The 12,627-nt window shown below is 70.6% G+C and carries 11 protein-coding genes; 8 read left to right on the top strand and 3 right to left on the bottom strand.

Annotated features, from left to right (window positions below):
- Positions 1–61 precede the first annotated feature (61 nt).
- The 4 genes from ACFYL4_RS17570 to ACFYL4_RS17555 all read left to right on the top strand — a co-directional run bounded on the left by ACFYL4_RS17570 (position 62) and on the right by ACFYL4_RS17555 (position 3,848).
- Complete coding sequence (locus ACFYL4_RS17570; protein ID WP_387519280.1) at positions 62–1,360, top strand: sugar ABC transporter substrate-binding protein; 1,299 nt, start codon at positions 62–64, stop codon at positions 1,358–1,360.
- A 61-nt stretch (positions 1,361–1,421) separates the two neighbouring features.
- Positions 1,422–2,321 (top strand): sugar ABC transporter permease, encoded by a 900-nt coding sequence (locus ACFYL4_RS17565; protein ID WP_357761477.1) that lies wholly within the window; start codon positions 1,422–1,424, stop codon positions 2,319–2,321.
- 54 nt (positions 2,322–2,375) lie between these two features.
- Positions 2,376–3,272, top strand: coding sequence for a carbohydrate ABC transporter permease (locus tag ACFYL4_RS17560; protein WP_387519278.1), 897 nt, complete (start codon positions 2,376–2,378; stop codon positions 3,270–3,272).
- Positions 3,273–3,332: 60 nt separating this feature from the next.
- Positions 3,333–3,848 (top strand): SixA phosphatase family protein, encoded by a 516-nt coding sequence (locus ACFYL4_RS17555; RefSeq protein WP_387519276.1) that lies wholly within the window; start codon positions 3,333–3,335, stop codon positions 3,846–3,848.
- A 32-nt stretch (positions 3,849–3,880) separates the two neighbouring features.
- Here ACFYL4_RS17555 and ACFYL4_RS17550 read toward each other — a convergent pair whose 3' ends face one another.
- Positions 3,881–5,464 carry a long-chain fatty acid--CoA ligase gene (locus tag ACFYL4_RS17550; protein ID WP_387519274.1) on the bottom strand — a complete coding sequence of 528 codons (1,584 nt, stop codon included), beginning with the start codon at positions 5,462–5,464 and terminating at the stop codon, positions 3,881–3,883.
- Between the two features lie 278 nt (positions 5,465–5,742).
- On the opposite strand from ACFYL4_RS17550, the gene leuS reads away from it, so the two are divergent.
- The 3 genes from leuS to ACFYL4_RS17535 all read left to right on the top strand — a co-directional run bounded on the left by leuS (position 5,743) and on the right by ACFYL4_RS17535 (position 9,605).
- Positions 5,743–8,238 carry a leucine--tRNA ligase gene (gene leuS, locus ACFYL4_RS17545; RefSeq protein ID WP_387519272.1) on the top strand — a complete coding sequence of 832 codons (2,496 nt, stop codon included), beginning with the start codon at positions 5,743–5,745 and terminating at the stop codon, positions 8,236–8,238.
- A gap of 63 nt (positions 8,239–8,301) precedes the next feature.
- The gene (locus tag ACFYL4_RS17540; RefSeq protein WP_387519270.1) at positions 8,302–8,937 is read left to right on the top strand and encodes a hypothetical protein; all 636 of its coding nucleotides are present in this window, start codon (positions 8,302–8,304) and stop codon (positions 8,935–8,937) included.
- A complete protein-coding gene (locus tag ACFYL4_RS17535; RefSeq protein WP_357761220.1) occupies positions 8,934–9,605 on the top strand; it encodes a hypothetical protein in 672 nt (223 codons plus the stop codon). The genes ACFYL4_RS17540 and ACFYL4_RS17535 overlap by 4 nt, the downstream gene beginning before the upstream one ends.
- Positions 9,606–9,620: 15 nt before the next feature.
- Here ACFYL4_RS17535 and ACFYL4_RS17530 read toward each other — a convergent pair whose 3' ends face one another.
- Both ACFYL4_RS17530 and lexA read right to left on the bottom strand, forming a co-directional pair.
- Positions 9,621–10,709, bottom strand: coding sequence for an alpha/beta hydrolase family protein (locus ACFYL4_RS17530; protein WP_387519268.1), 1,089 nt, complete (start codon positions 10,707–10,709; stop codon positions 9,621–9,623).
- 50 nt (positions 10,710–10,759) lie between these two features.
- Positions 10,760–11,434, bottom strand: a complete 675-nt coding sequence (gene lexA / locus ACFYL4_RS17525; protein ID WP_357761483.1) for a transcriptional repressor LexA — start codon at positions 11,432–11,434, stop codon at positions 10,760–10,762.
- Positions 11,435–12,094: 660 nt separating this feature from the next.
- Here lexA and nrdR point away from each other — a divergent pair.
- Positions 12,095–12,571, top strand: coding sequence for a transcriptional regulator NrdR (nrdR, locus tag ACFYL4_RS17520; protein WP_357761223.1), 477 nt, complete (start codon positions 12,095–12,097; stop codon positions 12,569–12,571).
- Positions 12,572–12,627: the final 56 nt, after the last annotated feature.

Genomic DNA, 12,627 nt, shown 5'->3' with positions numbered 1-12,627 from the left:
TCTTTACGTAGGTTTCCTACCAACCCTCAGGGGACCCTCGAAAGGAACGGGAGGCGAGCCGATGGCCCGCAGACGAGTACACGAGTACGTCACCCTCCCCGCAGCCACACTGACCCTGGTGCTTGCGGCGACCGCCTGCGGTGGCGGCGGTGGCGGGAACGGTGACGGCGGCGGCTCCACCGACGCCCTCACGGTGTGGATCATGGAGGGCACCAACCCGGACGCCAGCGCCTTCTTCGACGAGGTCAACGAGGCCTACACCGAGCAGACCGGTACCGACGTCGAGGTCGAGTTCGTGCCCTGGTCCGACGCCCAGAACAAGATCAGCACGGCGATCGCGGGCGGCACCATGCCCGACGTCGTCGAGCTGGGCACCACCTTCACGCCAGAGTTCGCCGACGCGGGAGCCCTGCACGACCTCTCCGGCTACGTCGACGACCCCTCCCGGTTCCAACAGGACATGTACTCCATGGGCGTCATCGACGACGCCGTCTACGGTGTGCCCTGGTACGCGTCGATCCGTTCGATCATCTACCGCAAGGACATCTTCGAGGAGCACGGTCACGAGGAGCCGACCTCGTGGGAGGAGCTCCGCGAGACCGCGATGGACCTCGCCGAGGCCGAGGACGGCATGATCGGCTTCCCCGTGCCCGGCCAGGCCCAGTACTCGGTCATGCCGTGGATCTGGGGCGGAGGAGGCGAGGTCGCCGTCCAGGAGTCCGACGGCACCTGGACCTCCACCATCAACACGCCGGAGGGCCGCGCCGGAGTCGAGTTCTTCACCAACCTGTCCCTGGAGGACGGCCTGTCCACCACGGGCGCGGTGAACTGGAACGAGATCGACGTCATGGAGTCGCTCGCCGACGAGAACGCCATCATGGCGATCTCCAACAGCTCCAACCCCAAGGCCATCGTCGAGTCCAACCCCGACCTGGAGGGCAAGCTCGGCGCGTTCGTGCTGCCCGGTCAGGACGAGGGGTACACGGACTCCTTCGCCGGGGGTTCCCTGCTGTCGGTGTTCGAGGGCACCGGCAACGAGGAGGCGGGCTGGGAGTACGTCGACCTCCTGACCAACGGCGAGTTCTTCGACCGCTGGGGCGAGGAGAGCGGCTTCTTCCCGGCCGGTGTCGACCAGATCCAGGCCTACGCCGAGTCCGGTGACCCGCTGGTCGAGCCCTTCGCCACCCAGCTGCTGGAGGCGGGCAAGAGCACCCCGGCCGTCCCCGCCTGGTCGCAGGTGGAGGCCGAGGGGATCATCGTCGGCATGCAGCAGGACATCCTCAACGGCGAAGCGACCGTGGAGGAGGCGACCGACCGCGCCGCCGAGTCCATCGAGACCATCCTCAACGGAGGAAACTAGGTTGCAACCCGCAACACCGGTCCGGCCGCCCAGGGGCGGCCGACGCGCGCCGCTCCTGGGAATGCGGGGGCGGCGCGCCCTCCTGCCCTGGGTGCTCCTGGTACCCCCGCTGGGGGTCATCGGTCTCCTGCTGCTGTTCCCCATCGGCCGGATCGTGTGGCTGTCCTTCCGGGACTTCAAGCTGCGCAACCTGGTCTCGGGGGAGTCCGACTTCATCGGGCTGGACAACTACCTCTCCCTGCTGACGGACCCGTACCTGTGGCGGGTCGTGCTGGTCAACACGGTGGTGTTCGCCCTGGTGGCGGTGGTGGCGACCGTGGTCCTGGGGACGCTCGTCGCCCTGTTGTTGGCCAACCTCCGGCCGATCACGCGGGTGGTCGTGGTCTCGTGCGTCATGGTGGCCTGGGCGATGCCCGCCGTGAGCGGGACCTACGTGTGGATCTGGATCTTCGACGTGGACCACGGGGTGGTGGCGCAGGCGCTGAAGTCACTGGGCCTGATCGACCCCTCCGGCTACAACTGGTTCGCCGACCGATTCTGGTTCTACGCCATCGTGACGCTCAACATCGTGCACAGCGGGTTCCCGTTCGTGGCCGTCACGGTCCTGGCGGGGCTGCTCACGGTGCCCAAGGAACTGCACGAGGCCGCCCGGATCGACGGAGCCGGGGCGTGGAAGCGCTTCTGGCACGTCACGTTCCCGACACTGCGCCCGGTGTTCGCCGTGGTGACGGTCCTGTCCACCATCTGGGACTTCAAGGTGTTCGCCCAGATCTACCTGATGCCCGGCGGCGACGTCGGGGGTTCCCAGATGCTCAACCTGGGCGTGTGGGCCTACGTGCGCTCCTTCGGGCAGAACGACTTCGGCACGGGTTCGGCCATCGCGGCCCTGCTCACCCTGCTCCTGCTCGGGATCACCGTCGTCTACCTGCGCGCGCTGTTCCGGGAGGACGAACTCAGATGATCCCCGACCCGTTCGCCCGCCACCGTCAGCGCCCCGCCCGTTCGAGGAGGTCCGATGGACACGCACACCGCTGAGACGCCCTCCGACGCGTGGGAGGCGCGGGTCCGGGCCTCCCGGCGCCGGGGCGGCGCGCTCCGGGCCTGGCGGGTGGTCGGCAAGGCCGCCGGGGTGAGCGTGCTGCTGCTCTTCACCCTGTTCCCCGTGTACTTCATGCTGATGAGCGCGTTCTCGGACAGCACCACCTCGGGGACCGGGGCGCTGCTGCCCACCTCGTTCACACTGGACAACTTCACGTACGTCATGACCGAGGGCAACTTCGGTACCTACCTGCGCAACTCGCTGACGGTCGCCGCCATCACCGTGGCCTTCGCGTGCGTGCTGTCGATGCTGGCGGCCGTGGCGGTGGCGCGGTTCCGCTTCCGGTTCCGCACCGCGGTGCTGGTGATGATCCTCATCGTGCAGATGGTGCCCCTGGAAGCGCTGGTCATCCCGCTGTTCATCCAGGTCCGCGACCTCCAGATGCTCAACACGGTGATCGGGCTGAGCATCGTGTACGTGGCGCTGTCCCTGCCCCTGGCGGTGTGGATGATGCGCGGCTTCGTCGCCGCGGTCCCCAAGGAGGTCGAGGAGGCCGCCTACATCGACGGCGCCACCTGGCCCCAGATGTTCTGGAAGGTGCTGTTCCCCCTGGTGGCCCCGGGGCTGGTGGCCACGGCGATCTTCTCGTTCATCGTCGCCTGGAACGAGTTCGTGCTGGCGTTCACCTTCATGACGCAGAGCTCCAACTACACGGTGGCCGTGGGCCTGCGCCAGTTCTTCGGCCAGTACGCGAACGACTGGGGGCACGTCATGGCGGCCTCCACGATCATCACCATCCCGGTGATGGTGTTCTTCGTCCTGGTGCAGCGCTGGATGGTCTCCGGTCTGGTCCAGGGAGCGGTCAAGGGGTAGCGGCCGCACCGGACCGGCGGAGGGTGTTTGACCGGCGGCCCCCGGTGGCAGGAAGACCGCGTGACCAACACACCGCACCGCATCGTCCTCCTCCGCCACGCCAAGGCCGAGTGGCCCGACACCGACGACCACGAACGCCCCCTCGCGGACCGCGGGCGCCGGGACGCTCCCGCGGTCGGGCGCTGGCTGGCGGGGTCGGGGATCACCCCCGACCTCGCCCTGTGCTCCACGGCCACCCGCTGCCGCGAGACCTGGAAGCTCGTCGTCCCGGAACTGGCGCGGCGACCACGGACCGTGTACGACGAGCGCCTGTACGAGGCCACCACCGGTGACCTGATCGCCGTGCTCAACGAGACGGACGACGACGTCGCGGACCTGGTCGTGGTCGGACACAACCCCGGACTGCACGCCGTGGCCGACGCCCTCGCGGGTGGAGCCGAGGGCGATCTGCTGGCCCGGACGAACCGCTCCGGCTTCCCGACCTCCTCCGTCGCGGTGCTGACGTTCACCGGCTCCTGGAAGTCCCTGGAACACGGGACGGCCCACCTGGCCGCCTTCTGGACCCCGCACGCCTGAGCGGCGGGGTCCAGGGAGGCGGACGGGACGGCTCAGCCGTCGGCGCGCAGTTCGCGCTTGAGGATCTTGCCGGTGGAGGTCATCGGCAGTTCGGTACGGAACTCGATCTCACGCGGGTACTTGTAGGCGGCCAGCCGCTCGCGTGCGAAGGCGGTCAGTTCCTCGGAGGAGACCTCCGCGCCCTCCTTGGGGATCACGAACGCCTTCACCTCCTCGCCGTGCGTCTCGTGCGCGATGCCCACGACCGCGGCCAGGCTCACGCCCGGGTGGGTCATCAGGACCTCCTCGACCTCGCGCGGGTACACGTTGTAACCGCCCCGGATGATCATGTCCTTGGAACGGTCGATGATGAAGTAGAAGCCGTCGTCGTCGCGGCGGGCGATGTCGCCGGTACGGAACCAGCCGTCTCTGATGACCTCGGCGTTGACCTCGGGGCGGTTGTGGTAGCCCTTCATGACCAGGTGGCCCCGGACCGCGATCTCGCCGACCGGCTCCCGCTCGCCCTCCCTCACGACCTCGTTCCACTCGGGGTCGATCAGCTTCATCTCCACGCCCCAGACCGGACGGCCGATGGAGCCGGTCTTGGCGCCGGTGGCGGGGTTGTTGAAGGAGGCCACCGGTGAGGTCTCCGACAGGCCGTACCCCTCCTTGATGCCCACGCCGAACAGCTTGGTGAAGTCCTCCGCGAGCTGGGCGGGCAGGGCCGAACCCCCGGAGACGGCGTCGACCACGTTGGCGGCGATGCCCTCCAGGTCGTACCGGCCGGGCTCGGCGCCGCGCGCGGCGTTCAGCAGGCCCCAGTACATGGTGGGCACGCCCGCGAATCCGGTGACGCCCTCCTTCTGCATGAGCTCCAGCGCCTGGTCGCCGTCGAAGCGCGGCATGAGCACCATGGTGCCGTGCCGGTACAGGGAGGCGTTGAGCATCACCGTCTGGCCGAAGATGTGGAACAGGGGGAGGACGGTCAGGGAGACGTCGCGGCCGTCCGGATGCGCGTTGACCAGGCTGGAGGCGACCACAGCGTTCATCATCAGGTTGTGGTGGCTGAGCTCGGCGCCCTTGGGCTTACCGGTGGTGCCGCTCGTGTAGATGATGACGGCGGTGTCGTCCGCCCCGGACTGCGCGGACTCGAAGGTGCCGGGCTGGCCGGCCAGCGCCGACCAGAGGGTCTCGGCGCCGTCGATCGCCGACTCGGTGGCCCCCGCCGACGCGGGCATGTCCACGAAGATCTCGCAGCCCTCCACCTGGCCGAACGCCTCGAAGGCGCGCTCTCCCAGCGGGAGTTCGGGGGTTCCCGTGAAGGCGAACAGGGCCCGGGCACCCGAGTCCTCCAGGTGGTAGGCGATCTCCCTCGGGGTGAGCAGGACGTTCAGGGGCACCACCACGGCCCCCGCCTTGAGGGCGCCGAAGTACACGAACGGGAAGTACGGGAGGTTGGGGCTGGCCAGCGCCACCCTGTCGCCGGGGCGCACGCCCCGGGCGACCAACAGGTTGGCCACCTGGTTGGCGATCATGTCGGTGACCGCGTAGTTGAGCCGGGTGTCGCCGAAGACCAGGCACTCCTTCTCGGGCGCGGAACGCGCGCCGTCCTCAAGGAGAACAGACAGGTTGAACATGGGGGCCTCCCGCAGACAAGTGAATCCGGACAGGTGAAACGAGAGACAGGTGTGACCTGTATCGCGTGTTCTGCGCCACTTTGACGGCAGAGTAACAAACCGGGCGGTCGGTGGGGAGGGGCGCTGGGCTCCCTGGCCTCCGGCACGGCGCTCACCCTCCGTGACGGGGGCTGGGTTCCCGGGCTCGTCCCAGATGGCGGGAAACCGGTCTTCGCACGGGCGGCCCAGCCGCTAACCTGAAGGCAACACACCCAGAACCGGCTAAGGAACACTCAGCGATGACAGCGGTAGACGGCGACCAGACGACGGGCGACACCTACGACGCCCGCGCCCTCCAGGACAAGTGGCAGGCGCGCTGGGCCGCCGAGCTTCCGTTCGAGGCCGACATGGACCCGGGCGACACCCGGCCCCGCTCCTATGTCGTCGACATGTTCTCCTACCCCTCCGGTGACCTCCACATGGGCCACGCGGAGGCGTACGCCATCGGCGACGTCATCGGCCGCTACCGCCTCCAGCGCGGCGACAACGTCCTGCACCCGGTCGGCTGGGACTCCTTCGGCCTGCCCGCGGAGAACGCGGCCATCAAGAACAACGACCACCCCTACAAGTGGACGTACGCCAACATCGAGACCCAGGCGTCCTCGATGCGCCGCTACGGGCTGGCCCTGGACTGGTCGCACCGCCTGCACACCAGCGACCCCGAGTACTTCAAGTGGAACCAGTGGCTGTTCACCCGCTTCTTCGAGCGCGGGCTGGCCTACCGCAAGGACGGCCTGGTCAACTGGTGCCCGCAGGACCAGACCGTGCTCGCCAACGAGCAGGTCGTGCAGGGCCGGTGCGAGCGCTGCGGCTCCGAGGTCGAGCGCCGCGCCCTCAACCAGTGGTACTTCAAGATCACCGACTACGCCCAGCGGCTGCTGGACGACATGGACCAGCTCGACAACGGGCGCTGGCCCGACGAGATCCTGGCCATGCAGCGTAACTGGATCGGCCGCTCCACCGGTGCCGACGTGCACTTCGAGATCGAGGGCCGCGACGAGCCGGTCACCGTCTACACGACCCGGCCCGACACCCTGTACGGGGCCACCTTCTTCGTCGTCGCCGCCGACGCCGACCTGGCCGAGGAGCTGTGCGCGCCCGAGCGGCGCGAGGCGTTCGAGAACTACCGGTCCGACGTCGCCAAGCTCTCCGACATCGAGCGCCAGACCACCGAGCGCCCCAAGACCGGCGTGTTCCTGGGCCGCTACGCGATCAACCCGGTCAACGGCGAGCGCATGCCCGTCTGGGCCGCCGACTACGTGCTCGCCGGGTACGGCCACGGCGCCATCATGGCGGTGCCCGCCCACGACCAGCGCGACCTCGACTTCGCCCTGGCCTTCGACCTGCCCGTGCGGGTGGTCGTCGAGACCGGCGAGGCCGACCCGTCCGAGACCGGGGTGGCCACCGCGGGCGAGGGCCTCCTGCGGGACTCCGGTCCGCTGGACGGCCTCACCAAGACCGACGCCATCGAGCGCATCATCGGTATCCTGCGCGAGCGCGGCACCGGAGACGCCACGGTCAACTACCGCCTGCGCGACTGGCTGCTCTCCCGCCAGCGCTACTGGGGCACCCCGATCCCGATCATCCACTGCCCGTCCTGCGGCGAGGTCGCCGTCCCCGACGAGCAGCTGCCGGTCACCCTGCCCGACCTCCAGGGCGCCGAGCTGGCGCCCAAGGGCATCTCGCCGCTGGCCGCCGCCAAGGAGTGGCTGCACGTGGACTGCCCGTCCTGCGGCGGTCCGGCCGAGCGGGACACCGACACCATGGACACCTTCGTGGACTCGTCCTGGTACTTCCTGCGCTATGTCTCCTCGCACCTGGACACCGCCCCCTTCGACACCGACGAGGTGAACAAGTGGGGGCCCGTCGACCACTACATCGGCGGTAAGGAGCACGCGACGCTGCACCTGATGTACGCGCGCTTCTTCACCAAGGTCCTGTACGACATGGGCATGGTCGGCTTCACCGAGCCCTTCCGGCGGCTCACCAACCAGGGCCAGGTCATCAACGAGGGCCGGGCGATGTCGAAGTCACTGGGCAACGGCGTGGACCTGGGCAGGGAGATCGACGCCTACGGTGTCGACGCGGTCCGGCTCACCATGCTGTTCGCCTCCCCGCCCGAGGAGGACGTGGACTGGGCTGACGTGTCCGTCGTGGCCGCCCAGAAGTTCCTCAACCGCGCCTACCGGGTGATGAGCGAGGCGGGCGCGGGCAGCGCCCCGAGTGCCGACCCCGCCCGGGGCGACACCGATCTGCGCCGCTTCACCCACCGCACCATCGACCAGGTCACCGCCCTGGTCGAGGACAAGCGCTTCAACGTCGCCATCGCGCGCTGCATGGAACTGGTCTCGGCCGCCCGCAAGGCGATCGACTCCGGCCCCGGCGCCGCCGACCCGGCCGTCCGCGAGGCCGCCGAGTTCGTGGCCGTCGCCCTGTCCCTCTTCGCGCCCTACATCGGCGAGGAGGGCTGGGAGAAGCTCGGCCGCACCGGTTCGGTCGCGGTCGGCAACTGGCCCGAGGCCGACCCGGCCCTGCTGGTCCAGGAGTCCGTCACCTGCGTGGTGCAGGTCCAGAGCAAGGTCCGGGACAAGCTGTCGGTCTCTCCCGACATCGACCCCGCCGAGCTGGAGCGGCTGGCCCTGGCCTCGGAGAAGGCCCAGGGCTTCATCGGGGACAAGACCGTGCGCAAGGTCATCGTCCGCGCGCCCAAGCTGGTGAACATCGTCGTCGGCTGATCCGTCGTGCGGGGCGGTGGTCGCGGCCGCGACCACCGCCCTCTACCTTGGGTGTGACAACTGATGGGGAGGCGGTGGCCGGTGGGCTCTGCGACGGGTGCTGGACCCCGGCCCTGGGTACGGGCGGCTGTCGTGGTGACGGGCACCGTGGTGGTCTCCGCCGCCGCGGTCGGCGGTGGCCTCTGGCTCACGGGGGACGACCCCGACCAGCCGCACGGCGGCGACGCCCACACCTCGGCGCCACCGTGCGGGGTGGTCCCCGAGGACGCCGTCGCCCGGGCACTGCCCGGCGCGGTCCTGGAGACCGACACCGGGGGTCCCCTGGCGGGTGGAGAGGGCACGGCGTGCGTGTGGACCACCGCCGGGCTCGACACCGACCCCCAGGGTGTGCTGCGGGTGGACCTGTCGGCGCGCTTCACCGACGCCTCGGCCGAACCCGTCGTCACCGGTGACGAGGCCGCGGCCCGCGCCCAGGAGGACGTGGTCCCGCAGCGCGGTCGGCCGGTGGAGCTGGGCTCCGGAGGCCGGGCCGAGGTCTGGCGCGGTCAGGTCCCCGGCACCGCCGAACTCGCCTTCCACCACGACAACCTCCTGGTCCGCGTGTCCTACAGCGCGGTGGAGGAGGACGATCCCGTGCCCTTCGACCGTGCCCGTGAGACCGTGGTGGGCTTCGCCGAACAGCTGGGGGAGGTCCTGTGAGTTCCCCGCACCCCGGCCCCCCGCCCGTCTCCGGTCCCCGCGAGGACCCCGGGGCCACCCCGCCGCAGAGCCGGGCGCTGGCCGTCACCCTGCTGGTCGTGCTCGTCGCGGCCGTCCTCGCCCTGGCGGGCTGGCTCGCCTGGTACCTGCTCGGCGACCGCGTGGAACGCGGAGAGTTCGAGGCGGCCCCCGAGTGCGGGGTCGGGGAGACCGATACCCTCGCCGATCTGGTGCCCGATTACGAGAACGAGCTCGAGGAGACCGTGGGCACCGCCCAGGACGCGTTCGGCACCGGATGGCAGTGCCGCTGGGCCACGCCCGAGGGCACCGGCGGCTCCGTGCCCTCCGCCGCCACCCTCGTCCTGGTCGCGGCCCCCGTCGAGGGAGGCGAGGACACCGCCGCCGACACCCTGCGCGCCACGGCGGACGGCAACGACGCCAGCCCGGTCGACGGTCTCGGAGACGAGGCCCTCACCTGGGTGGAGGAGGGCGCCTTCGAGGTGGGCTGCGTGGGGGTGCGGGTCTCCAACCTGTACCTGGAGTCCTGCTACACCGCCGCCACCGACTACGACGCACTCGACTCCCTGGACGGCGCGACGGCGCAGGAGAGGGCCCAGCTCCTCGCCCGCTCCGTCGTGGACCAGCTGCCCGCCCCCGAGGACGACTAGGGCGGCTCCGCCCCGTTACCAGAGGCCGTCGAGGAAGCGCTCCAGCGCCGGGGCCACGTCGGGGGAGAACGCGCGGTCCGCGTCGGGTGCGACGGCCCCGGGGGAGTCGTCGTACTCCCGCAGGATGTGGTCGGCCCCGGCCAGGTCCACCCGCTCGGCGCCGGGCAGACCGGTCATGAGCCGGTCGACCTCCTCCTGGTTCACCTGCGCGTCCCGCTCGCCCCACAGGACCAGCACCGGGGTGTTCTCGGGCAGGTCCTCGGCCAGCTCCACCGGGTCGAAGGCGTCGATCCAGGCCAGGTAGTCGGCGCCGTTCTCGTCGAACAGGCCGGTGGCGTCGGTCTCGGGCAGGGCGCGGCCGGAGCGGACCGAGGCCCGCCCCGCCCGCAGGTCGGACAGCATCCGCGCGGCGCCCGCCTCGTCGATGCCGCCCTGGGCCTCGGCGACGCGCACCTGCTCGGAGACCTGCCGGTCGATCAGGTCGAGCATGCGCGTACCCGGCGGGGCGGCCAGTACCAGGGCGGGTTCCGCGTCGAGGACCTCATGGGCGCGCAGTGCGAACAGGGCCCCCTCGCTGTGCCCCAGGACGAGGGTGCGCTCGGGGTCCACCTCGGGCTGGGCGACCAGCTCGGCGTAGGCGGCGGCCATCTGCCGGTCGAAGACCAGCGGGTCCACCGGTTGGTCGAGGGCCTCCTCCTCGGCCTCGCTCATCCGGTCCGGGTCGGCGCTGCCGAACTTGTCGTAGCGCAGGGACGCCGCCCCGGCGCCGGTCAGCACGCGGGCGAGGTTGAGGTTGGTGTCGGCGTCGGGGCGCACACTGCCGTTGCCGTCGCGGTCGGTGGGGCCGCTGCCCGAGATGATGAGTACCCCGGGGACGGTGCCGCCGGTGTCGGCGGGCGCGGTGAAGGTTCCGGGCACCGTGAAGCCGCCGCCCTCGAAGGAGACCTCGCGTTCCCGCCCGGGGGCGCCGGGCAGCACCGGGTCGGCGCCGTCGTCGGGCGCGCACGCGCTGACCATCAGGACCGCGGCGGCCACGGAGGCGGCCAGGGCGGCCCGGAGCCGGTGCGGGGCGGGAGGAACGGGAGCGCAGGCAGGTGTCGACACGCCCTCAGCGTAGCGGCCCGCCCCGCGCCCCCGGCTCCGGGACCAGTAGCTCAGACGCGGCGCATGACCGTGACGACCTTGCCGAGGATGGTGGCCTGGTCGCCCTGGATGGGCTCGTAGGCGTCGTTGCGCGGCATCAGCCACACGTGCCCGTCCGGCTCCCGGCGCAGCACCTTGACGGTCGCCTCGTCGTCGAGCAGCGCCGCGACGATGTCGCCGTTCTCGGCGGTCTGCTGCTGGCGCACCACGACCAGGTCGCCGTCGGTGATCGCGGCGTCGATCATGGAGTCGCCGACCACGGTGAGCATGAACAGGCGCCCCTCACCGACCAGCTGCCGGGGGAGCGCCAGGACGTCCTCGACCGCCTCCTCGGCCAGGATCGGGCCGCCGGCGGCGATCCGGCCGACCAGCGGGACGGACGCCGCGCGGGTGGAGTCGGCGGTGAGCTCCTCCTGGGTGAGGGTCTGGGAGGCCCCGCGGCCGGGGGTGCGCAGCTCCACGGCGCGCGGCCGGTTCTGGTCCCGGTGCAGGTACCCCTTGCGCTGGAGCACCTTGAGCTGATGCGCCACGCTGGAGGGGCTGGACAGGCCGACCGTGTCGCCGATCTCCCGGATGGACGGCGGGTACCCCCGCTCGCGGACGTACTTCTGGATGCAGTTGAGGACGCTCTGCTGGCGTGCGGTGAGTCTGGGGGTGTCGGGCGCGGACGCGCCCGGGTCGCCCACGGGCGAAAGAACGGTGGTGGGTCCTGAGCCGACGGCTCCGGGCTTGTCCTCCGGCACGGCCGGGCCTCCTCGGTGTTCGGTTCGGTCAGGGCCCGCGTGTGCGGCCGGTCACGGGCCACGCGGACCGGACGGCGAAGCCGGTGTGAAATCAAGGTCAACTTTAGTCCTTGCACACGGTGATATCAAACAAGCGTTCGAGAAGCCGTGGACGGGTCCCGGCGATTTCCCATTGTGTTTTCGCGCGCCGATTTTCCGGGTCGCACATATGCGCGGACACGAGGGGGGCCGTTGTCGTCCGAATGCGCGACCTCCGTATGGGGTTCGTCTCGCGTCGCCGCGTCCGCGTCGCGCGCCGGACGGGCGCGGGGGAATTCGGACGCGTCACGGTGTGGCGTCCGGCGGGCCGCGCGCCCGCGCCCCCTTATCCTGGGAAACGGCTCCCAGGGCCGCACATCCCCGTTTCCACCTCCCCGAACCGTGTGCTTCGGCGCCCCCTGTCCCGGGATTGGGGACGCGCCGGTGCCAGGGTTGCGGGCGTCCGTCTCAACACCTAGGTTCGACCACAACATCTGGTGTTGGCATGGGGGCTGTGGTCAACAAGTTGTGGTTAAGTAGAAGCCTAGGGTTGTTGGTCGGGTAGAGAAAGCCAGGTGAACCGGGATGCACTGTCCGTTCTGCCGTCATCCGGACACCAGGGTGATCGACAGCAGGTCCACAGACGACGGCGCGGCCATCCGCCGCAGACGGACCTGCCCCGTCTGCGAGCGCCGCTTCACCACTCAGGAGACCGTCCTGCTGATGGTGGCCAAGCGCTCCGGGGTGACCGAACCCTTCAGCCGCACCAAGATCATCGCCGGAGTGCGCCGCGCCTGCCAGGGCCGCCCCGTGTCCGAGGACGCCCTCGCCAAACTCGGCCAGCAGGTCGAGGAGGAGATCCGCGGCCGGGGAGTGGCCGAGGTGCCCGCGCATGAGATCGGCCTGGCCATCCTGGGCCCCATGCGCGACCTGGACGAGGTCGCCTACCTGCACTTCGCCAGCGTCTACCGTGGGTTCGAGAGCCTCGCCGACTTCGAGGCCGAGATCGCCAGCCTGCGACAGGACCGCGAGGGGGAGCCCGTGGTCGACACCACCGGGTAGCACGGGCCGCGCCGGTACGGCCACCGCGAGGTGGGCGGGAGCACGGCGAACGCCGC

It is taken from the genome of Nocardiopsis sp. NPDC006938 (assembly GCF_042869555.1).
In the GTDB taxonomy this organism is placed as follows: domain Bacteria; phylum Actinomycetota; class Actinomycetes; order Streptosporangiales; family Streptosporangiaceae; genus Nocardiopsis.
This window is presented reverse-complemented; position numbering and strand designations above follow the sequence as displayed.